The following is a 21,116-nucleotide window of genomic DNA, read 5'->3' as shown; positions in this document are numbered from 1 at the left end:
CCGGGTGGAACGAGACAACGAGGAGGCGATCGGTGGCTGTTCCACAGCCTGAGGGAGGCACCGGCCGGACGAACAGCGTGATGGCGAAGCTGTCGATGGTCGGCGACCTGCTGATGCTGCAGCTCGTCTTCCTGGTGCTCGGCTTCGGCATCATCACGCTGTTCCCAGCGGCCTTCGCGCTACAGCGGGTGCTGCCGGATGCGATCAGCCAGGACCGCCCCGCGCTGATGCGACGGTTCTTCAAGCAGTTCGGCTGGGCCATGCGGCGGTTCTGGCTGTCCGGGTTCGGGCTGTACGCCGGTGGCGTGATGCTCGCGTTCGGGATCTCGTTCTGGGCGTACTCCGGTGGCCCGGTGCGCGTTTTCGCGCTCGCGATCCTGATCCCGCTGACCGGGATGATCCTCGGCCTCTACCTGAGCGGGCTCGCGGTCCTCCCGGAGGTCGACGACACAGCGACGATGAAGTCGCTCTTCCGGTCCGCGAACCTGTTCCTGCTCCGTCGTCCGCTTCCGGTCGCCGGTGGAGTCGTCATACTGCTCACCTGGTTCGCGCTCGCGTCGCAGGTGCCGACGCTGCTGGTGGTCGGATCCGGACTGGTGCCGGCGCTCACGGCGTACTGGCTTTCGCGCGTTCGGCGGGCTCCAGAAAAAAGTTCCGGCGACGTGTCAATCTGAGGCCTCCGAGTTCGACGTAAGGGTGTAAGGCCCAAACGACGGACCCTCAAGGAGACCCCGAGATGTACGCGACGACCGAAACCCTGGCGACTTCGCCGGCCGCGCAGGGCGGCCGCTCGCGCTGGCTGGCCCTCTACACGCTGTGCGCGGGCATGTTGATGATCGTGCTCGACGTCACCGTGGTGAACGTGGCCCTCCCGGCCATCCAAGACGACCTCGGCTTCACCAGCTCCTCGCTGGCGTGGGTCGTGAACGCCTACCTGATCGCGTTCGGCGGTCTGCTCCTGCTGGCCGGTCGCCTCGGCGATCTGCTCGGCCGGCGGAACATCTTCGTCGCCGGACTGATCGTCTTCACCGCCGCCTCTGTGCTCTGCGGTCTGGCCGGCTCGCAGGAGGTGCTCGTCATCGCCCGGTTCGTTCAGGGTGTCGGCGGCGCACTGACCTCCGCAGTGATCCTGGGCATGATCGTGACGCTGTTCCCCGAGCCGCGGGAGCAGGCCAAGGCGATCGGCGTCTACGCGTTCGTAGCGTCGGCCGGTGGGTCGATCGGTCTGCTCGCCGGTGGAGTGCTGACCCAGGCGATCAGCTGGCACTGGATCTTCTTCGTGAACCTGCCGATCGGTGTGCTGACCGCCGTACTGGCCGTCAAGATCATCGAGAAGGACAAGGGGCTCGGGATGGGCCGCGGTACCGACGTACCGGGTGCGGTGCTGATCACCGCGGCGCTGATGGTCGGCGTGTACACGATCGTCAAGCCGGCGGCTGAGCTGGGCTGGACCGCTGGGCAGACTGTGGTGCTGGCCGTCGTGACGCTGGTCCTGCTGGCGGGGTTCATCGTCCGCGAGGCGACCGCCGCCATCCCGCTGGTGCCGCTGCGGATCTTCCGGTCCCGGACGCTGACCGGTGCGAACCTGATCCAGGCGCTGTCCGCGTCCGGCATGTTCGGCATCTTCTTCCTCGGGTCGCTGTACCTGCAGCGAGTGCTCGGGTACGACGCTCTGGAGATCGGACTGGCGTTCCTGCCGACCACCGTGGTGATGGGACTGCTGTCGGTGAAGTACTCCGAGAAGCTGGTGATGCGGTTCGGCCCGCGGCGCCCGCTGATCGCCGGACTGGCGCTGATCGTGGTCGGTCTGGTCCTGTTCACGCAGGCTCCGGTGGGTGGCAACTACTTCGTCCACGTACTCCCGGTGCTGGCCCTGCTGGGTCTCGGCGGCGGTATCTGCTTCCCCGCACTGATGGGTCTGTCGATGTCCGACGTCAAGCCCGAGGACGCCGGCCTGGCGTCCGGCCTGATCGGCACCATGGGTGAGGTCGGCGCGGCCCTCGGCCTGGCCATCCTGGCCACCCTCTCCGCGACCCGCACCGCCGCGGTCGCCGACACCAAGCCCGCCCTCGAGGCCCTCACCGACGGCTACCACCTCTCCTTCTGGATCGCCGCCGCCATCGTCGCCGCCGCGGTAGCCATCGCCATCACGGTGATGCGCCCAACCACCCAGCCGGCCGAGGTCGACCCCGAGGAAGACGTCATCCTCGAAGCCGCCTGACCTCCCCGTACGCCGAACTCCCCGGGACCTCGCTGATCCCGGGGAGTTCGGCGTACCCGGAGTTGTCCACAGGGATGGGATGCGGGTTTCGGGGCTGGGGGTGGGATGGGGAAGGATGAGGGTCCGGCCGGGGTGGAAGACTCGGCGGCGGTGTTGGACGTAGAGGGGATCGGACAGTGGTGGTGCAGTCGGTCGAGCAGCGGATCGCCGAAGAGCTGGAAGTCGGCGAGAACCAGGTCCGGGCAGCGGTGGCGCTGCTGGACGAAGGGTCGACGGTCCCGTTCATCGCGCGGTACCGCAAAGAGGTCACCGGGATGCTCGACGACGCGCAGCTGCGCACGCTCGAGGAGCGCCTGAGGTACCTGCGCGAGCTGGATGAACGCCGCCAGACCGTGCTCGAGTCGATCGAGAGCCAGGGCAAGCTGGACGACGCGCTGAAGGCCTCGATCCTGGCGGCCGACACCAAGTCGCGGCTCGAGGACATCTACCTGCCGTTCAAGCCGAAGCGGCGGACGAAGGCGATGATCGCCCGGGAGAACGGCCTGGAGCCGCTTGCCGACGGGCTGATGGCGGACCCGGACGTCGAGCCGATCGCGGCCGCCGCCGTCTTCGTCAACGAGGAGGTCCCGGACCCGCAGGCGGCGCTGGACGGTGCTCGGGCGATCCTGGTCGAGCGGTTCGCCGAGGACGCCGACCTGATCGGTGAGCTGCGCGAGCGGATGTGGACGCAGGGCCGGCTCGCGTCGGCCGTGCGCGAGGGCAAGGAGACCGACGGCGCGAAGTTCTCGGACTACTTCGACTTCGACGAGCCCTTCACCAAGATGCCGTCGCACCGGATTCTCGCGATGTTCCGCGGCGAGAAGGAGGACGTCCTCACGCTGTCCGTCGAGCCGCTCCCGGCCGGGACCGAGGTCGACGGGCCAACGGAGTACGAGTCGACCATCGCCCGCAAGGTCGGCGTGGAGAACCAGGGCCGCCCGGCCGACAAGTGGCTGGTCGAGACGGTCCGCTGGGCCTGGCGGACGAAGATCCTGGTGCACCTAGGCATCGACCTGCGGATGCGGCTGCGGCAGGTCGCCGAGGACGAGGCGATCCGGGTGTTCGCGGCCAACCTGCGCGACCTGCTGCTGGCCGCCCCGGCCGGGACCCGCGCAACAATGGGCCTCGACCCGGGTTTCCGGACCGGCGTGAAGGTCGCCGTCGTGGACGCGACCGGCAAGGTGGTCAACACCGGCGTCATCTACCCGCACGTCCCGCAGAACCAGTGGGACAAGTCGATCGCGACCCTGGCCCAGCTGGCCGCCGCGCACAACGTCGAGCTGATTGCCATCGGCAACGGTACGGCGTCGCGCGAGACCGACAAGCTGGCTGCGGAGCTGATCGCCAAGCACCCCGAGCTCAAGCTGACCAAGGCGGTCGTGTCGGAGGCCGGCGCATCGGTGTACTCGGCGTCCGCGTTCGCCTCGCAGGAGCTGCCCGGGATGGATGTGTCGCTGCGTGGCGCAGTCTCGATCGCGCGCCGGCTGCAGGACCCGCTGGCCGAGCTGGTCAAGATCGACCCGAAGTCGATCGGCGTCGGGCAGTACCAGCACGACCTCGCCGAGAACGCCCTGTCCCGCTCACTCGACGCGGTCGTCGAGGACTGTGTGAACGCGGTCGGCGTCGACCTGAACACCGCGTCAGCGCCGCTGCTGACCCGGGTCTCCGGGATCACGCCGGGCCTGGCCGACAACATCGTCCTGCACCGCGACCAGAACGGTCCGTTCAAGTCCCGCACCGCGTTGAAGGAGGTCGCGCGGCTCGGCCCGAAGGCGTTCGAGCAGGCGGCCGGCTTCCTCCGGATCCCCGACGGCGACGACCCGCTCGACGCGTCCAGCGTGCACCCCGAGTCCTACCCCGTCGTACGCCGGATCCTCGACGCGACCAGCCAGGACGTGAAGTCGTTGATCGGATCGGCGGACCTGAAGCGGCTGAACGCGGCGGACTTCGTCGACGACATGTTCGGTCTGCCGACGGTGACCGACATCCTGGCCGAGCTCGAGAAGCCCGGCCGGGACCCGCGGCCGGCGTTCAAGACCGCGGTGTTCGCCGAGGGCGTCGACAAGATCGCCGACCTTAAGCCCGGGATGCGGCTGGAAGGCCAGGTCACCAACGTCGCCGCGTTCGGCGCGTTCATCGACATCGGCGTCCACCAGGACGGGCTCGCGCACGTGTCCGCCCTGTCGAAGACCTTCGTCAAGGACCCCCGCGAGGTGGTCAAGCCCGGCGACATCGTCACGGTCAAGGTCCTCGAGGTCGACATCCCCCGGCAGCGGATCTCCCTCACCCTCCGCCTCGACGACGAGCCCGGCACCGGAGCCCGCACGTCCGGCGGCGGCAGCCGCGGAGCCGGCAACCAAGGCGGGCGAGGCTCGGGTGGTCAAGGCGGCCAGGGCGGCCGCGGCTCCGGCGGTCAAGGCGGCCAGGGCGGTCGCGGACCGGGTGGCCAGGGTGGACAAGGCGGCCGTGGTCAGGGTGGACAAGGCGGCCGTGGTCAGGGTGGCGGCGGTGGCCGTGGATCCGGCGGTCGTGGCCAGGGCGGTCAAGGCGGACGCGGCGGCCAGAACCGCGGCGGCAACGCACCAGCCGAAACCCCGATGGACGAGACCTCCCTCGCCGACGCCTTCCGCAAGGCCGGCTTCACCGTCCGCTGACCTGACAGCACCTCAAGGCCCGCCTCCAGCACCTGGGGGCGGGCTTCCACTCTGCTTGAAAGCTAGGTGCCAGCGGCAACTGGTCAGTCGGCAAGCTCGTAGCCGGCGGCCTCCACCGCCGCACGGATCGCGGCCGGCTCGATGACCCGATCGCTGACCACCGTGACTGTTGACGTGGGCAGGTCCACCGCCACGGACTCGACGCCCGGCACCGCCTCGAGCTCGTCGGTCACGAATCGCACGCAATGCCCGCAGCTCATCCCTGCCACGCGGAACGTCGTCGTCACGCGCTCACGTCCCTCGTCGCCTGGGTCGTACGGCGGAGGCGGCCGTCGGGCGCGAGTTCGCCGAACAGGTACACCTCGGTCGCGATCGTCCGCCCCCGGCGCAGCTCCGCGTGGATGGTGAACCGCGCCGCCAGCCGATCGCCGCTGCGCATCGCCTCGTGGACGTCGTACGACCAAGCCACCAGGTTCTTCCGGATCGGCCGCAGATGGTCGATCAAACGCTGCCGGTCGAGCGTGACGCCGTCGGCGATCTGCTCGATGTCTGGCGTGTAGTACCGGTCCACGACCGCCGCCGCGTCGCCGCCGGCGACGACCTCGCGGGTGAACGAGTCGAAGAACTCCGCGACGAACTCCCGTGCACTTAACTCTGACATACCGTCAAAGATAAGCACATCAGCTAACCTTGACAAGGTGTCAAAGAATGAGCCGGTACGACGACGGCGGCGAGCGGACGCGGATCGGAGCCGGGCCGCGATCCTGACCGCGGCGATCACGCTGCTGGACGAGCGGATCGACGCGAGTGTGGAGCGGGTCGCGGAGGCGGCGGGGGTCACGCGGCAGACGGTGTACGCGCACTTCCCGTCCCGCGACGCGCTGCTGAACGCCGTCGTCGACGAACTCACCCGCGAGACCGTGCAGGCGATCGACGCCCTCGACCTCGATCACGGCCCCGCGCTCGACACGCTGCTACAGCTGATCGACCTGGGGTGGCGAAGCTTCGAGCAGCACCCCCTGCTGCTGCACCTACCGCAGCCAGCCGGACCGGACGAACGGCACGACCCAGTGGTCGAGCGGTTCGAGCGACTCATCCGCCGCGGTCAGCGCGCCGGGGAGATCACCCGCGACCTCCCGGTCGGCTGGCTGGTCACCGCCCTCGTCGCCCTCGGCCACGCAGCCGGCGAGTCGGTCGCCGCCGGACGCCTTCCGGCCAGACGAGCCAGCGCCGCCCTCCACGCCAGCATCATCCGCCTCCTCGCCCCCGCATAGGCGGACCTCCGCCACTCACCAACCATCCGCCGCACGAGATACGCGCGCTCAGCCGAACGCGACCCAAGCCGTCAGCCGCGGGTTGGTGAGTGGCAGAGGTCCGCGATTGCCAGCACCTCAGTTGAGGACTTTGCCGCCCCACGATCCAGCTTCGGCTCAAGACGAAGGCGGGATGCGGGCGGGTTGCATCGGTCAGCGAAGATCGGCCAGGTGGCCACCGGGGTCGCCGAGGTGTACTGCGGTCGCCTTGGGCTCGTACCCGAGCCGGCGGTACACGCGATCCGCCCCGTCGTCGCCCGGCGTCAGCCAGGCGAGCGTGGCGCCGGCCAGCTCGAAGGCCTGCTGCGTCGCGTACGCCGTCGCGAGCCCGCCGAGCCCGCGGCGCCGGTGACTGTGGACCGTCCCGACCCCAGCGACCTCAGTGACACCGTCTCCGACCGCAGTCCAGAACGCGGAGGCCACCGGTACGCCGTCGACGCGGATCAGGACGCAGCCGCCGTCCACAGGATCCGGCTTCAGCGCGAAGCCGGCACCGCCGACCTCGAAGGCCTCCGCGGACACGGCGTTCGCCTCGGTCTGCTGCTCTTCCGACTTCACCACTTCCGTTGTCACACCGGCGGGCAGCTCGGGGATCGTCAGGCCGTCGGGATCGACGACGAGCAGCGGTGGGTGGGAGACGATGGTCATCCCATTGGCCTCGAGCGCGTCAGCCAGACCGGGGTTGGCCTCGTCGACGAGCTCGGCGCTCAGCCAGCGACCTTCGGCGCTGAACGCCTGGCGGATGATGTCGAGGGCCCATGGGAGCTCGTCCGGATCGAACGGCTGGCCGGGCTCGGCCGCGAGCATGCCCGACAGGTACCAGGCGTCGTCGTCGTGCAACAGGCCGACCAGCGGACCGGCGATCACCTGCCGCTTTGAACGCGCCGAACCGGTCAACTGCGCCGCGGCGATCCGCACACCAATCTCCATGCCTCGGACCCTACGGCGCTCCGATCACACGGTGCGACCCGGTTATCGGTCGGCTAGTTGGAGCAGGTCGAGTAGGCGGCTCAGGTCTGCGGGGGTTGGCGGACGACCCAAGAGGATCGCGAGCGCGTCGAGGGTGGCGATCAACTGATGGCGGGTGGCGGCGCGGGACCTGTTGCCGGCCAGGGCGGCGACGATCTCGGCAGCCCGCTCCGAGGCGGGCGGCTCCGAGGCGGCCCGGTCCGAGGCGGCCCGGTCCGAGGCCGCCCGGTCCGAGGCGGCGAGTAGCTCGGCCCCGACCGAGGGCACTGGGACCGGTGGTTCGTCAGCGATGCGCACCTCGAGCCGGGCGCCGAGGGCCGTGGCCAGGCGGTCGAGCGCGGCCATGGTCGGGTTGCCGCGACCGTTCTCCAGGTTGGCGATGTACGGCACGGACAGGCCGGCGTCCATGGCGACCGACGCGATGGTGCGCCCGGCCGCCTTGCGCCGGTCGCGGAGGATCTCACCCAGTTCCACGAGCGTCATCCTATTCTCACAGAACACTATTGCCAAGGTCTATCTTGACAAGATAGCTTTCCGATCCGTGAGGACACTTCGGAACCGAGACTTCCGCCGGCTGTGGATCAGCGGCGGCGTCTCCGGTATCGGCTCATGGCTGCTGGTGGTCGCGATCCCGTTCTACGTGTTCGACCTGACCGGATCGACGGTCGCGACCGGCCTCGCGCTCGCCCTCGAGGCGCTGCCCGCTCTGCTGCTCGGACCGTGGGCCGGAGTACTGCTGGACCGCTGGGATCTCACCCGGGCGATGTGGATCGCGGACCTGGTCAGCGCCGCCGCGGTCGCGCTGATCCTGTTCGCCGACACCGATCGCATCTGGCCGATCTACCTGGCGATCCTGGTCGAGAACGTCGCCACCATGGTGTTCCGCCCGGCCGCGCGCGCCCTGCTGCCGGCAGTCGTTGGCACCGGCAACGAACTCGCCGCCGCGAACGCCCTGAACGCCTTCAGTAGCAGTGCGATCAGGCTCGCCGCACCACCACTCGGCGCGCTACTGCTCGCCGGACCGGGCATCACGTTCGTCCTCGCGGTCGACATCGCCAGCTACCTGTTGTCAGCGGCAATCATCTCAACAGTCAGAAGCCCGACCCTGCGGGCCGGGCGGGAGAGGAGAAGCGGCGACGCCGCAAGACGGGGTGGGGCGGAGGAGCGGTTGGCGGGCTTCCGGTTCGTGGCACGGCACCGAGCGCTCCGTGGGATTCTGATCGGCCAGACGATCTTCCTCACTGCGAACGCCGGACTGACCGCATTGCTGGTCCCGTTCACCGTCGGCCGGCTGCACGCACCCGGCTATGTCCTCGGTTACCTGATCTCCGGCCTCGGCGCCGGCTATCTGATCGGCGCCGCCCTGAGCACGAAAGCCGCCAGCTGGCTGGGAGTCCGCGAACTGCTCGCCGTCACCCAGTTCGCCACCGCAGCGGCATTCTTCACGCTCTTCAACGCCCCGAACGTTCCCGTCGCGATCGTCGCCGCCGCGCTCATCGGGCTACCCGGCAGCATTCTCCTGATCACCGCGGAGACGGCGATCCAACGGACCGCACCAGCGGCGATGCTCGCCCGCATCGGTGCCCTCTTCTTCGCCGCTGACTCGCTCGCCTTGCTGATCGGCGCACTCGCCGCCCCAGCCGTGACGCTGGCGCTCGATCTCCCGCTGACCCTCAACCTGCTCGCAGCCTTCGCCGTACTCGCGGCACCCCTGACGCTGTTCGCCGTACCGGCCCATCCGGCGAACTTCACGCGGATCCGGAGCTGACGGCGTCATATCTGGCGCGCGCGGTGGCGATCTCCGCCTGATGGGTCTCGGTCCAGGAGACGAGGGACTGGATGGTCGCGTGCAGAGTGACGCCGAGCGGGGTGAGCTCGTAATCGACGCGTGGCGGCACAACCGGATGGACGGTCCTGCTGACCAGGCCGTCGCGTTCCAACTGGCGCAGGGTGACCGTGAGCATCCGCTGACTGATGCCGTCGATCGTCTTCTTCAACTCGGTGAACCGCATGCACCGGTTGTCCAGCAGCGCGATGACCAGCAGCGACCACTTGTCGCCGATCCGATCCAGGATCTGGCGGACGTCGCAGTCCTCCCGGGTGTCCCACTGGAAGGCGTCCTCGGTACAGCAGGAGTGACTCGGTTCCTTTGAAGTGCCTTCTTCCACAACTCCCGATGGTTCCTGATGATGGGGTCAGTTACAAGAGGTAACCATGAACTCGAGGGAGTCTTTCGTGTCATCAACCGTCACCCCGGAGCGGCTGACCGGCCGCGCCTGGGCCGTTCTGTTCGTGCTCTGCGGCGCGATCTTCCTGGAAGGCATCGACGTCTCGATGATGGGCGTCGCGCTGCCGTCCATCCGGGCCGAGCTCGGTCTGGCCACCGCAGAACTGCAATGGATCGTCAGTGCCTACGCGCTGAGCTACGGCGGGTTCGTGCTGCTCGGCGGCCGCGCGGCGGACCTGCTCGGGCGGCGCCGGATGTTCGTCGGCTGGCTGGTGGTGTTCCTGCTGTTCAGCGGACTGGGCGGATTCGCCACCGAGGGCTGGGTCCTGATCCTGGCCCGCTTCGTCACCGGCATCGCGGCCGCGTTCATGACCCCGGCCGGCCTGTCCATCATCACCACGACCTACCCGGAGGGACCGCAACGCACCAAGGCCTTGCTCGTGTACGCCGGGACCGCCGCCGGTGGATTCTCCTTGGGCATGGTCACCGGCGGACTGCTCACCGCCATCGACTGGCGTTGGGTGTTCTTCGCGCCGGTGATCGTCTCGGCGGTCATCCTCGCCGGCGCGGTCCTGCTGATCCCCCGGGACGCCGCGACGCAGCGGCAACGCGGCGGCTTCGACCTCGCCGGGGCGTTCACGCTGACCGGCGCAATGTTGTTGCTTGTAGCAACCGTAGTACGCGCGCCGGACGTGTCGGCGGCGCCTACCCTGGTGACCGCGGCGGCCGGCCTGGTCCTGCTGGCCGCCTTCGTGCTGATCGAGCAGCGGGTGTCCGCGCCGCTGGTCAGGCTCGGGCTGTTGCGGAACGTGGCGCTCGTCCGCGCGAACCTCGGCGCGATCCTCCTGGTCGGATCGTTCGTCGGGTTCCAGTTCATCGCCGTACTGTATCTGCAGGAGCTGCGCGGCTGGTCCGAGCTGGAGACCGGGCTTGCGCTGATGGTGATCGGCATCGACGCGGTGCTGGCGCCGACGCTCACGCCGTGGCTGGTGAATCGCTTCGGCAACGGGCGCGTGGTGTTCGGTGGGTTCGTCCTCGCGACCCTTGCCTACCTGGCTTTCCTGCCGTTGGGATCGACCTTCGCGGCCATGCTTCCCGCCTTCCTGTTGCTCGGGCTCGCGTTCGCGCTGGCCTACGGCCCGTTGACGATCGCGGCGACCGAGCGGGTGACCGAGGACGAGCAGGGCCTGGCGAGCGGCGTACTGACGACGTCGTTCCAGTTCGGATCCGCGCTCGGCCTGGCAGTCGTGGCCGCCGTTCTGGCCGCGGCCGGCGAGTCGACCGTCAGCGGGTTCCGTACCGGACTCGTGGTGCCGCTCGCGGCCGCCGTACTCGGAATTCTGGTCGCCGGAATACCGGTGCGTGAGCGGGTGCGTACAAACGGTTAGCAGGACGTCATATATTCCGTCATGGTCAGAATGGCGGAGTGGCCGAATCGTTATTGGCAAATTGCTGCAAACATTCTTGACAGGGCTTTCCCAGCCCCCTGACAGACTCGCCGGAAGGGCTCTGACCAGCGGATTCGTAGGGTTTCCCTACTCTGCGTTAGGGCTCTGTAAAGGTCCCTTCGGAACTATTCCGGAGGGACCCGCCGGTGAGGTGTCCTTTTCTCAGTGCCGGACAAAGCCGTCCGGGGCACCGATCACACCGCCGAAGGACCGCTGATGCCCGAGACGTTCGAAACCCCCGCCACGCACCGTCGGGTGCAGGTCTGGTTCGGCGCTCACGCGATCGCGGACCACACGGCCGGTGCGGAGCAGGCAGCGCAGTACGAGGAAGCCATGCGGCGGCGGTTCGCATCCCTGCGGGTGACGAGCGAGCCGGTGCTGGCCGACAGCACCGCGGGTCCGGGTCAATGACGACCCGGCCGACCGTACTCGGGTATGTCCGGGCCGACGCGCTGAGCTGCGCGGAGGAGCTGGCCGCGGCGACGGATTCACTCGTCGCCTTCGCCAGCGCCGAGGGGTTCACCCTCGGCACCGTCTACACCGAGCGCGACGCGGCCGAGTCCGCCGCCTTCAACGCACTGCTCGAAGAGGTGAAGCGGTCCGACGTCCGTGCGGTCGTCGTCCCGGCGATGAACCACCTCGGCCAGGCCGGGACCCCGGCGGAGATGCGGCAGCACCTCGAGTTCCACCAGGCGCGTGTCTGGGCGGTCGACTCGAGATAACTCCACACAGGCAAGCGGAGCTGACGTCTTGACCCCTGCATCGGCGTCGGTTCCGCTCTCCACCTCCACAGCTGCACCGGGGATGCCCGGGCGGTAGTGGACCACCAAGGCCCCACCGGCTGCTACCGGTGGGGCCTTGTCGTTGATCCGCGCTGTCAGGCGACGATCGTGTAGCCGTAGCGCTTCATCACGGTGGCGACGCTCGCGTTGAAGATGCCGGTGACCTCGAGCTTGAAGTGCAGCTGCACCTTGCGGATCACCCGCTGGAAGTGCAGGTGCCACGGCACCCCGGCCGGCGGGATGGTCTCGGCCTTGGTGATCGCACCGACCTTCGGATGCGCCGCCCACGCGATCACCCGGGCCCGGTCCGCGCCCCACACCCCGGTCATCGCGTCGTGCGTCCGCGCGTACGCCATCGCGGCCAGCGAGATGGTCGAGTCCGGCACCGGCTGGGCCGGCGGGTGTGCCTTCAGGTACAGCTCCCAGGTCATCCCGTAGAACCCGGGCGGTCCGTCGTCCTTGCCGCGGTTGGCCAGGCCGTTGCGCTTGCGGTGGTACTCCGCGACCTGGGTGGCCGCGCCGCGGGACAGGTCCTTGTCGCCGACCGCGATCGCGTGCACGTGATACGGCCAGTTGCCCTGGGCCGGCGTCCGCAGCCAGGCCGCGAACCCGACCGCGCGCATCGCCTTCAGCACCTCGACCCGCTGCGGGGCGCTCTTCGTACGAACGTCGATGTCGACCGCACCACCACCGTCATGGGTGCCCGCCGACGCTTCCACGCCGCCCTTGTTGTACGACCCCTGCAGGATCGCGAACTTCGACTTGTAGAGCTTCTCGGCGGCCTCGACCATCGCGACGGACCGCTTGTTCATCGCCCATCCCCGCCAGACGATCCTTGCCTCAGGCATCTGTTTCCCCGGCGACCGCACCGAGGATCAGGTCCGCGTCCTCGGCCGCACCGAGCGCCTCGAGCTGATCCAGGTCGGCATCGGTCAACTCGTCGTCGAACACATCCGGCATCGCACTACCTCCCCCTGACGTCCGCGAGCCTCCCCCGGCACGCGGAATCGCCCTCCAGGCTAGGCGGCGCCCGGGTCACGGGTCGAGGGCCTCCGGAGAGCGGAAGGTTTGAGGAATGTGAAGTTTTCGCCGCCGGCCGCGTGCCGGAGTGTGTGAGGTCCGCGGACATGGGGTACCTCTAGGTGGTCCCGCGGTTCGGTCAGTGCCATTCGGGCATGGGTGGTGTTCACCGAGCCGCGAGTTCTCCCACTGAGGGGCGGGAGAACGACCGGTCCGGCGGGCGCGTCTTTCCCAGGGTGCGCCCGCCGAGCTCGGCGGTCCTACAGCGCCGACGCGACGAACAGGTACCGGTTCAGGCTGAAGAAGTAGCCGGCGCCGAGTCCGCGCAGGTCGTCCGCCCACGCCCGCGCCTCGTCCGCGGTGATGTCGGCATGACCCGGCACGAACCCGGTGACGATGTCCATCAGTCCCGCGCTGTACGTGCGGTCGTCGTACCCCGTGTTCAGGATCGGCACCACCTGCAGATGCGTGAGCGTGAAACCGGACTTGACCAGTACGTCGGCCAACGTCCGAGGCAGATGTGGATCGGCCAGATGGTCCTCGAACGCGGTCAGGACCCGCGCCATCCGTGCATCGTCACTCGACCGCCACACCAGCGAGCCCCAGTCGGTGTCGAGCAGTACGACGCGACCCGCGGGCCGCAGCACTCGGCGTACCTCGTCCAGCGCACCACCCACGTCGTCGAGGTACTCGAAGACCTGGGTCGACACGACCACGTCGAAGCTCTCGGCCGGATGCGGGATGCGCTCGACCGACGCCACCTCGAGCTCGATCCCGGGACCCACGTCGGCGCGCGTAGCCGCGATCGCCAGCATGCTGTCACTGATGTCGATCCCGCAGATCCGCCCGCTCGGCCCGATCTCGGTCGCCATCTCCGCGGCCAGCAATCCCGGCCCGACCCCGACGTCCAGGACTCGATCTCCGGACCGCAACGCCAACGCCGCCCGGACGATCCGCCGCTGTTCGACGACGTCCGCCGTCGTGTACATCGCTTCGACCTGCCGCGACATCCGCGGGTCGAACTGCAACCCGTCCACTTCAGCCTCTCCGCCCATGCCGACATCATGGTCCGCCATCCCGCCGGTTGGGAGGCCTTATCGGGGCGCGTCGCGATCTGCCCCTGGTTAGCTTGTGCCCGTGATCGAACTCCCCGAGTCGTTTCTGCGGATGCCGCGCTGGTGGACCGAGGGTGCGGACTGGCTGGGCGGGTTGGCCCAAGCGGTGGAGCGGCAACGATCGCGATGGCAGCTAGAGGTCATCGGGGACGTGGCCCATGGATCGAACGCGATCGTCGTACCGGTGATGAGGGCGGGCGAGGAGTTCGTCCTGCGGATGTCGCCGCCGGGGACCGAGGTCGCGGACCAGGTACGGGCGCTGCGCTGGTGGGACGGCCGCGGGATGGCTCTGCTGTACGACGCCGACGTCGAAGCCGGCGCGATGTTGCTGGAGCGGCTGTCGACCCCGTTGACGACTCGGCCGGTCGACGAGGCGGTCGACGTACTCGGGCAACTGATGCGCCGACTGGCCGTCCCGGGTCCGGATAACGCGCTCTCGACCGCGGAGATCGTCGTACGGCGGTCCGCCGAGCTGGAGCCGGAGTGGGAACGGCTGGGGCGACCGTTCGACAGCGGGGTCCTGCAGGAGGCGCTCAGCATCGCGCCGCGGTTGGCCGAGACCACCTCGGAGCTGGCGGTCAACGGCGACTTCCACTCCGACCAGGTACTCGCGGGATCGCGCGAGGAATGGTTGACCGTGGATCCCGTGCTGTTCCGCGGCGACATCGAGTTCGACCTCGGCAGGGTCCTGTGGACGCGGCTGGACGAGATGACCAGCATCGTGCCGCACTTCGATGCGGCTGTGTCCGCGGCCGGGCTCGACCGCGATCGCGCTCGGGACTGGGTCGTCTGGCGAACGGTCGACTACTGGCTCTGGGGCCTGTCGGCCGGACTCACCGAGGATCCGGTGCGCTGCGCCCGGCTGGTCGACGTCTTGTAAATGAAGCGGCTGCGGATCATCCGCGGGGTGTCGTTCGCGTTGGTGGCGATGGAGTGCAGGATCCACGGGTGGGTCAGGTAGACGTCGCCCGCGCGACCGGTGAGCTCGATGACGCGGACGGGCAGACCGTCGAGATCGGCCTCGTCCATCGGCTCGACCGACCGCTCGGTCGAGGTCAGACTGCGGAACCACGGGTCGGACCGCAGCACCTGGTCCCGGATCGTGGTGAAGTCCCGCTCGTCCGTCGTACCCAAATACCGAGCGATGACGCGATGGGAGCCGGCCACCTGCGGGGTCCCGCCGCCACCGGGCTCGAGGTCGTCGAGCAGCCCCCAGATCTTCACGGCCGGCAAGTCGTCCATCGGCTGGTCGAACCCGACGTCGGTGTGCCACTGGCGATGCGGGATCACCCAAGGCTCACCGGTCGGCATGGTGACCAGGACCTGGCCGAGATGCGGCGGCTCGAGCCAGGCACCGAGCAAGTCGTCGAGTGCCGACCGGAGCTTCGGACTGAGGATCGCCTGAGCCACCCGATGTTTCTTGGTGCTCTTCAGCCCGGTCGGCCGCAACGTCGTCCAGGTCGACCGGTCATCCGGGTCCATGCCGTGCCGCGCGGTCAGCTCGGACCACAGCACCTCGCGCATCCGCGCGGCATCGTCGGCGGAGAACGCGGCCGGGACCTTCACGATCCCGTCGCGCTCGAACAGTTCTCGCTCCTGGGCGTCGAGCATTCACCCATGCTCCGCCGGACCAGTGCGGTCCGGCCACCCAATTTCTAGTGCGCCGGGGCGAAGTTGTGGAACCCGATGAGCTTCTTGATCTTGCCGTCGTCGTCGAGCACGACGATGTCGGTGCCGCCGGCTACCGGTTCCTGGCCGTCGGCCTGCAGGTGCCAGGTCCAGCGCAGGTAGGTGTGGTGCTCGTCGATGTCGCCGACGCGGACGAAGGACAGCCCCGGGAACATCTGCTGGGCGGCGCCGACCAGCTTGTTCAGCTCGTCATGCCCGTTCGTCTCGAAGCTCGGGTCGACGAAGGTCGCGTCCTCGGTCCAGGTGCCTGCGATCAACTCGGCCCGACGGTCGGCGTCGGCCGCGTTCCACGTCGCGAAGTACTGGTCGGCGAGAGCGGTGGCGTTCATGGTGTTCCTCCTCGGTTCGTTCTGATGACCAGAACCTTGCCGTCGGTCGGCCGATCCGGTCGATGACGTCGGAGGTAATGGCGTTGTCTATGCCACCGGTTACGGTCGGAGGATGGCAGCGACGATCGAGGAGACGTTCCAGCGCCCGGTGGGCGAGCTTCTGCGCGGCTGGCGGGAACGCCGGCGGCTCAGCCAGCTCGAGCTCGCGAACCGGGTCGAGGTGTCCACCCGGCACGTGAGTTTCGTGGAGACCGGACGATCCAAGCCGAGTCGTGAGCTGGTGCTCCGGCTGGCGGAGCATCTCGACGTACCGCTGCGGGATCGCAACCAGCTGCTGCTGGCCGGCGGCTTCGCGCCGATCTTCAGCGAGGCGTCGCTGCACTCACCGGCCATGCTCGCGATCCGGACCACGCTGCGCCGGTTGCTCAAGGCCCACGAGCCCTACCCGGCCCTCGTCGTCGACCGCTGGTGGAACATCGTCGAGGCGAACGCCGGCGTACAGCTCTTCACCACGGACGTCGACGAAAAGTTGCTCCAGGCACCGATCAACGCGCTCCGGCTGACTCTGCACCCGGACGGCCTGGCCCGCCGAATCGGCAACATCGCCGAGGTCCGTGCCGCCGCGCTGGCCAGCCTGCAACGCCACGCCGCCGGCACCGCCGATCCCGACCTCCAGGATCTGTACGACGAACTCCGCGCGTACGCCGTGGACGACCGGCCGGTGCACGCCGGGCAGAACGAGGTCGTCGTACCGTTCAAGCTCACCCACAACGGCCACGAGCTCTCGTTGCTGACGATGATCGCCACGTTCGGCACGCCACTCGACGTCACGGTGTCCGAGCTGATGATCGAGTCCTTCTACCCGGCCGACGACCAGACCGCCGAGTACCTCCGGACGCTCTGATGACGAAGCCACCGCGCGAACTGGCCGACACCATCGAGCTCCATCTTCAGTACCTCGACCGCTATCGCGAAATCATCGAGACGAAGCTGACCGGGCTGAGCGAGTCCGATCTGCGGACCAGCCACCTGCCGTCGGGGTGGGCACCGCTGGACCTCTTGAAGCACTTGGTGTTCGTGGAGCGACGCTGGCTGCGTTGGGGATTCGCCGCCGAGCCTGTCGACCATCCGTGGGGCGACTCGGGTGATGATCCGGACGGCAACTGGAGAGCCGGCGCGGACGAGACGCTCCGAGGTCTCCTGGCCGAACTGCACGAGGGCGGTGCGATCACCCGGCAACTCGTCACCGGCGTGGATCCGGCGACGCTCGGAGCGTCCGGTGGCCGGTTCGATGACGACGACCGGCCGACGCTGAACTGGATCCTGTTCCACGTCCTGCAGGAGTACGCGCGGCACGCCGGCCACCTGGACGTCGTCCGCGAACTCACAGACGGGGTCACCGGCGAGTAGGGCTGCAGGGTGCCTACTCGCCGGTGACCGGTGCCCTACCGGCTTGAGGAGGGGTGACCGGTGGGGAAGGTGGCCGGGAAGCTCGGCGTCGGGACGCTCGGCTTCTCGGTCGGGAAGCTCGGCTTGGCCGTCGGGAGGGACGGCTGCGGCTGCTTGCCCGGGTCGATGGTGACCTTGACTCCGGCCGACACCTTCACGGTCGGAACGCCCGGCTTCGGCAGGGACGGCTCGGTGGTAGGCAGCGAAGGCTTGCCCGGCAGGGTCGGCTTCGGCGCCGGCGCGGACGGCTTCACGGTCGGTACGCCGTCCACGCAGTCCGGCAGCGACGGAGTCGGGACCGGCTTGACCGGCACCGACGGCACGGTCGTCGGCAGCGACGGCTTGGCGGTCGGCAGCGAGGGCTTGGCCGGCAGGGTCGGCTTCGTCGTCGGGACGGACGGCTTAGCCGGCAGCGTCGGCTTCGTGGTCGGAAGCTTGGGCAGGGTCGGCTTCCCCGTCGGGATCGGCAGGGTGGGCTTCGTGGTCGGCAAGGTCGGCTTGCCGGTCGGGAGCGACGGCTTGGCCGGCAGAGTCGGCTTCGTCGTCGGCAGCGACGGCTTACCAGGCAGCGAGGGCAGCGTCGTCGGCACCTTGCTGGGCACGTTGCTGGGTAGGTTTCCGGGCAGCTCCGGCTTGCTCGGCAGCGACGGCTTGTCCGTCGGCACGCTGTTCGGGTCGATGGTCTTGTTGACCGTCACCTTGGGCAGCGTCGGCTTGGCCGGCAGGCAGGTCGGGTCCACCGACGGCACCTGCGGGGCCGCCGAGGGGATCACCACCGGCGCCGGTGGCTTGCCGCCACCGGCCAGCAGGTTCTTCACCGGGGCAGGTCCCCCGACCGCGGCGGACACCGTCGCAACGGTTCCGGCCAAGGCGGTGACGCCCGCCGCGGCCAGTCCACGACGGAGCCAGGCCAGCCGCTTGCCGCGCCGCATCAGGTCGCCCGCGTCCGGCTGCCAAGCATCCATCTCATAGTCGAGTGCGCTGCGTACGCGCTGCTCGTCACTCATCAGTTTCCTCCAACTCCGGTATCGATCAGGTCGGGTGCCAGACGCAGCTTGGCCAGCGCCCGGGAGGCCGTGCTCTTCACGGTCCCGGCCGCCATGCCGAGCAGCTCGGCGGTCTCGGCCTCGGAGAGATCCTGCGAGTAGCGCAGCGCGACGACGGCTCTCTCCCGGACGGTCAGACCCGCGAGCGCCGAGAGCACGGCCTCCCTGGTCTGCACGTCCTGGGCGAAGTCCGCTACCGCTCGCTGGTCCCAATCGTTCTGCACCGGGTCACTGGGTACTTCGTTGTTCCAGCGCCGGCGGGCCTGGGAGAGGAATCGGTTCACCAGCACCCGCCGTACGTACCGCAACGGGTCGCCGTTCAGCCGGTGCCATTTCGGATACGACCGCATCAACGCTTGCTGCACCAGGTCCTCGGCGGTGTGCCGATCGCCGCACAACATCTCCGCGAAGCGGAGCAAGGGTGTCGACTGCGCCAACACGAAGCGCTCGAAGTCGGCGTCCGCGGTCCGGGTCATCGATTCTCCTCTGCCTCTGTCACACCGGTCCAAACCCGCTGGGTGATCGACCGGGTTCTGTGCCGTCACCAACTCCTTCGAAGAAATTTATTCACGGGCTATACAGACGTACGGTTTGTTTGTCACATTGGGTGAACACACCTTCACCGCCCCGGAGGTTCCGCCCATGCGTATCACCCGAAAAGTCACCTGTGCCGCCGGTCTGGTGGCAGTGCTGGCGATCTTTACCGCCACCTTGCCCGGCAACGCCGCGCCGACCGATCCGGTCGCTGTCTCGGCCCAGCCGGTCGCCGGATCCAGCAACGTCAGGATCGAGGGCAACCGGATCATCCTCGGCGACGCCGCGGCTGCGATCGGCTCGACCGAGATCAAGCAGCGCTCCGGCTTGGCCGAGCTCACGCCGGTCCGCTTCACCACCGCGACCTCGGCCGTCGTCGTCGGCTACACCACCGGTACGCCGGACGGTTCGTCGGCGGAGGTCGACGTACGGGCCTGGGTCAACGACAAGTGGTCCGAATGGACCGCCGCCCAGGCCGGTACGCCGACCGCACTGCCCGGCGCGAGTGACCAGGTCCAGCTCCGGATCATCGTCAGCGCTCCGCCCACCGGCGCAAACCCATGGGTCGCTGACCTGACGGTCCAGTCCACCGACAAGGCGGACCCGAGCCGGATGGCGATCCAGGCCGCGCCGTTGAAGTCCCGGGTCTTCGCCACCCGCGAAGGCCTGGTCGGCGGTACGACGGCCAACGGCCACGTGATCGTGAGCCGCGACCACTTCGCCGCCCTGCCGTCGCGCAGAGGCCTGTCAGGCAACGGATCCGGCACCTACTCGGTCAAGGTCTGCACGGCGTCGCGGTGTGCCTTCGAGCCGGTGTGGGACGTCGGCCCGTGGAACACCAAGGACGACTACTGGAACCCGAGCGCGACCCGGGAGATGTGGAAGGACCTGCCGCAGGGCAAGCCCGAAGCACAGGCGGCGTACCAGAACGGCTACAACGGCGGGAAGGACCAGTTCGGCCGGACTGTCGCCAACCCGGCCGGGATCGATCTCGCGGACGGTACGTTCTGGGACGCGCTGGGCATGTCGGACAACGGATTCGTGGACGTGACCTACCTGTGGACCGGTGACGGTGGCCGCGGCACGGTCTCGATCTCCTCCGGCTACCTGAACGTCCGGAACGCCGCGAACTCCTCCGGCGCGGTCGTCGGCATGGCCGGCAAGTCCGCGCAGGTGACCGTCGAGTGCCAAACCACGGGCCAGAGTGTCACCGGCTCACAGGGCACCAGCAACATCTGGCTCCGCGTCAACGCCGGCATGTACGTGGCCAAGGCGTGGGTCTCGGCCGGCACCTTCGGCGCCTGCTGAACCCCCAGGCCATCACAATCCCGCGCTGCGTGCGACCTGCCACGAGCGGATCGCGCGAGGCGGCGATTGTGATGGCCTGGCGGTCCGCCTTCAGCAGCCGTGGGTGATCTGAGCGCAGGTCTGCTCGCCCCAGGTGAGTTCGAAGGTCTTCACCGGACCGCTCGCAGTGGACAGTGTCACCTCGACCTGTGCGGCCGGCGCCGTACCCTCCTTCCACGGAATCCCGACCAGGTGCTGCATGACCCAGTAGTCCCCCGTGATCACCGCTTCGGTGGTCTTGTCGTCCGGGAACCAGTAGGTGACCTTGGTGATCCCGGCCGGGAGACGCCCCGCCGCCCAGAAGTACTCGTACTGCTGTCCGTTGACCGGGATGAGGTTGTTCGCAACGGCGAAGGTGTCGGCGGACAGTGGAGGAGTGGCGATCTTCGCCGGTTGCCGGATCGAGCCGCGGCCTCCACCGGTCCGGGCGAACGCCGTGTCGCAGCCGACCCAGTTCTTGCTGTCGGCAAGGATCAGGACCGTGCCCGGCGCGCCGTTCAGTCGGGCGACGACCTTCGCACTCGAGCCGGGTGCGTTCTCGGCGTCCGCGTCCTTCAGCCACGACTTGCAGGCCGCGACCGGGTCGGCCGGCGGCTTCTGCGGCTGCGGCGGCTTCGGTACGACGGGCTTGGTGCCGGGGGTCTGCCGGACAGTCGGTTTGCTCGAGGGCGTCACGACCGACGGCGTCGGCTGGGCTGGTGTCGTAGGTGCCGGCGTCGGCGTGACCTGCGGAGAGACCGTCGGCGTCACTGGTGTTTCCGCGACCGGCGTGGCCGGACCGCCGCCCGCGACCGCCGAGTCACCGGACGAGTGGCGGCTGCGCGCCACCGCCGTCCCTGCGATCGCGACACCGGCGACCGCGGCGACCGCGAGTCCGCTGACCAGGATCGCCACCACCCGCCGTTTCCGGCTCTGTTCGATCATCGTTGCCCTC

Annotated in this window: 24 protein-coding genes; 12 read left to right on the top strand and 12 right to left on the bottom strand. The window is 68.9% G+C overall.

The features are described 5' to 3' along the window. Positions 1–32 precede the first annotated feature (32 nt). The 3 genes from AB0E63_RS12995 (at position 33) to AB0E63_RS12985 (ending at position 4,914) form a co-directional block, all read left to right on the top strand. On the top strand, positions 33–674 hold the full coding sequence (locus AB0E63_RS12995) for a DUF624 domain-containing protein (RefSeq protein ID WP_360364866.1): 642 nt from the start codon (positions 33–35) through the stop codon (positions 672–674). A gap of 62 nt (positions 675–736) precedes the next feature. After that, complete coding sequence (locus tag AB0E63_RS12990) at positions 737–2,221, top strand: DHA2 family efflux MFS transporter permease subunit (protein ID WP_360364864.1); 1,485 nt, start codon at positions 737–739, stop codon at positions 2,219–2,221. Between the two features lie 176 nt (positions 2,222–2,397). After that, positions 2,398–4,914 (top strand): Tex family protein, encoded by a 2,517-nt coding sequence (locus AB0E63_RS12985; protein WP_360364862.1) that lies wholly within the window; start codon positions 2,398–2,400, stop codon positions 4,912–4,914. 83 nt (positions 4,915–4,997) lie between these two features. On the opposite strand, the gene AB0E63_RS12980 is transcribed toward AB0E63_RS12985, so the two are convergent. Next, positions 4,998–5,147 (bottom strand): heavy metal-associated domain-containing protein, encoded by a 150-nt coding sequence (locus AB0E63_RS12980; protein ID WP_360364860.1) that lies wholly within the window; start codon positions 5,145–5,147, stop codon positions 4,998–5,000. Positions 5,148–5,197: 50 nt separating this feature from the next. Continuing rightward, a complete protein-coding gene (locus AB0E63_RS12975) occupies positions 5,198–5,575 on the bottom strand; it encodes a nuclear transport factor 2 family protein (RefSeq protein WP_360364858.1) in 378 nt (125 codons plus the stop codon). Positions 5,576–5,612: 37 nt separating this feature from the next. Here AB0E63_RS12975 and AB0E63_RS12970 point away from each other — a divergent pair, with 37 nt between their 5' ends. Then, complete coding sequence (locus AB0E63_RS12970; protein WP_360364856.1) at positions 5,613–6,188, top strand: TetR/AcrR family transcriptional regulator; 576 nt, start codon at positions 5,613–5,615, stop codon at positions 6,186–6,188. A gap of 192 nt (positions 6,189–6,380) precedes the next feature. On the opposite strand, the gene AB0E63_RS12965 is transcribed toward AB0E63_RS12970, so the two are convergent. Continuing rightward, a complete protein-coding gene (locus AB0E63_RS12965; protein WP_360364854.1) occupies positions 6,381–7,157 on the bottom strand; it encodes a GNAT family N-acetyltransferase in 777 nt (258 codons plus the stop codon). A 42-nt stretch (positions 7,158–7,199) separates the two neighbouring features. Then, positions 7,200–7,679 carry a helix-turn-helix domain-containing protein gene (locus AB0E63_RS12960; protein WP_360364852.1) on the bottom strand — a complete coding sequence of 160 codons (480 nt, stop codon included), beginning with the start codon at positions 7,677–7,679 and terminating at the stop codon, positions 7,200–7,202. A 58-nt stretch (positions 7,680–7,737) separates the two neighbouring features. On the opposite strand from AB0E63_RS12960, the gene AB0E63_RS12955 reads away from it, so the two are divergent. Further along, on the top strand, positions 7,738–8,964 hold the full coding sequence (locus tag AB0E63_RS12955) for an MFS transporter (RefSeq protein ID WP_360364850.1): 1,227 nt from the start codon (positions 7,738–7,740) through the stop codon (positions 8,962–8,964). On the opposite strand, the gene AB0E63_RS12950 is transcribed toward AB0E63_RS12955, so the two are convergent. Further along, on the bottom strand, positions 8,945–9,364 hold the full coding sequence (locus AB0E63_RS12950; RefSeq protein WP_360364848.1) for a helix-turn-helix domain-containing protein: 420 nt from the start codon (positions 9,362–9,364) through the stop codon (positions 8,945–8,947). The genes AB0E63_RS12955 and AB0E63_RS12950 overlap by 20 nt on opposite strands. A gap of 67 nt (positions 9,365–9,431) precedes the next feature. Between AB0E63_RS12950 and AB0E63_RS12945 the strand changes: the two genes are divergently transcribed. The 3 genes from AB0E63_RS12945 to AB0E63_RS12935 all read left to right on the top strand — a co-directional run bounded on the left by AB0E63_RS12945 (position 9,432) and on the right by AB0E63_RS12935 (position 11,593). Then, a complete protein-coding gene (locus AB0E63_RS12945) occupies positions 9,432–10,811 on the top strand; it encodes an MFS transporter (protein WP_360364846.1) in 1,380 nt (459 codons plus the stop codon). Between the two features lie 276 nt (positions 10,812–11,087). Beyond that, positions 11,088–11,282, top strand: a complete 195-nt coding sequence (locus tag AB0E63_RS12940; RefSeq protein WP_360364844.1) for a hypothetical protein — start codon at positions 11,088–11,090, stop codon at positions 11,280–11,282. Continuing rightward, positions 11,279–11,593, top strand: coding sequence for a hypothetical protein (locus tag AB0E63_RS12935; protein WP_360364842.1), 315 nt, complete (start codon positions 11,279–11,281; stop codon positions 11,591–11,593). Before AB0E63_RS12940 ends, AB0E63_RS12935 begins: the two co-directional genes overlap by 4 nt. A 155-nt stretch (positions 11,594–11,748) precedes the next feature. Here the strand turns inward: AB0E63_RS12935 and AB0E63_RS12930 are convergent, their stop codons facing one another. Together AB0E63_RS12930 and AB0E63_RS12925 are read right to left on the bottom strand one after the other, a co-directional pair. Continuing rightward, a complete protein-coding gene (locus AB0E63_RS12930; protein ID WP_360364840.1) occupies positions 11,749–12,465 on the bottom strand; it encodes a hypothetical protein in 717 nt (238 codons plus the stop codon). A 468-nt stretch (positions 12,466–12,933) separates the two neighbouring features. Further along, positions 12,934–13,728, bottom strand: coding sequence for a methyltransferase domain-containing protein (locus AB0E63_RS12925; RefSeq protein WP_360364838.1), 795 nt, complete (start codon positions 13,726–13,728; stop codon positions 12,934–12,936). Between the two features lie 82 nt (positions 13,729–13,810). Between AB0E63_RS12925 and AB0E63_RS12920 the strand changes: the two genes are divergently transcribed. Then, a complete protein-coding gene (locus tag AB0E63_RS12920; protein ID WP_360364836.1) occupies positions 13,811–14,668 on the top strand; it encodes an aminoglycoside phosphotransferase family protein in 858 nt (285 codons plus the stop codon). On the opposite strand, the gene AB0E63_RS12915 is transcribed toward AB0E63_RS12920, so the two are convergent. After that, complete coding sequence (locus tag AB0E63_RS12915) at positions 14,593–15,399, bottom strand: phytanoyl-CoA dioxygenase family protein (RefSeq protein ID WP_360364834.1); 807 nt, start codon at positions 15,397–15,399, stop codon at positions 14,593–14,595. The genes AB0E63_RS12920 and AB0E63_RS12915 overlap by 76 nt on opposite strands. 44 nt (positions 15,400–15,443) lie before the next feature. Continuing rightward, entirely contained in the window at positions 15,444–15,806 is a 363-nt protein-coding gene (locus tag AB0E63_RS12910; RefSeq protein ID WP_360364832.1) for a nuclear transport factor 2 family protein, read from the bottom strand. Positions 15,807–15,918: 112 nt separating this feature from the next. Between AB0E63_RS12910 and AB0E63_RS12905 the strand changes: the two genes are divergently transcribed. Both AB0E63_RS12905 and AB0E63_RS12900 read left to right on the top strand, forming a co-directional pair. Further along, positions 15,919–16,710: a helix-turn-helix transcriptional regulator gene (locus AB0E63_RS12905; RefSeq protein ID WP_360364830.1), complete on the top strand. Its 792-nt coding sequence runs from the start codon at positions 15,919–15,921 to the stop codon at positions 16,708–16,710. Continuing rightward, the gene (locus tag AB0E63_RS12900; RefSeq protein ID WP_360364828.1) at positions 16,710–17,216 is read left to right on the top strand and encodes a DinB family protein; all 507 of its coding nucleotides are present in this window, start codon (positions 16,710–16,712) and stop codon (positions 17,214–17,216) included. Before AB0E63_RS12905 ends, AB0E63_RS12900 begins: the two co-directional genes overlap by 1 nt. A 35-nt stretch (positions 17,217–17,251) precedes the next feature. Here the strand turns inward: AB0E63_RS12900 and AB0E63_RS12895 are convergent, their stop codons facing one another. Continuing rightward, entirely contained in the window at positions 17,252–18,262 is a 1,011-nt protein-coding gene (locus AB0E63_RS12895; protein ID WP_360364826.1) for a hypothetical protein, read from the bottom strand. Then, complete coding sequence (locus AB0E63_RS12890) at positions 18,262–18,777, bottom strand: SigE family RNA polymerase sigma factor (protein ID WP_360364824.1); 516 nt, start codon at positions 18,775–18,777, stop codon at positions 18,262–18,264. The genes AB0E63_RS12895 and AB0E63_RS12890 overlap by 1 nt, the downstream gene beginning before the upstream one ends. A gap of 166 nt (positions 18,778–18,943) precedes the next feature. Here AB0E63_RS12890 and AB0E63_RS12885 point away from each other — a divergent pair, with 166 nt between their 5' ends. After that, complete coding sequence (locus tag AB0E63_RS12885) at positions 18,944–20,143, top strand: hypothetical protein (protein ID WP_360364822.1); 1,200 nt, start codon at positions 18,944–18,946, stop codon at positions 20,141–20,143. 90 nt (positions 20,144–20,233) lie between these two features. On the opposite strand, the gene AB0E63_RS12880 is transcribed toward AB0E63_RS12885, so the two are convergent. Further along, on the bottom strand, positions 20,234–21,106 hold the full coding sequence (locus AB0E63_RS12880; RefSeq protein WP_360364820.1) for a hypothetical protein: 873 nt from the start codon (positions 21,104–21,106) through the stop codon (positions 20,234–20,236). Between the last annotated feature and the right edge of the window lie 10 nt (positions 21,107–21,116).

The sequence above is a fragment of the Kribbella sp. NPDC026596 genome (assembly GCF_040638415.1).
Classification (GTDB): domain Bacteria; phylum Actinomycetota; class Actinomycetes; order Propionibacteriales; family Kribbellaceae; genus Kribbella.
This window is presented reverse-complemented; position numbering and strand designations above follow the sequence as displayed.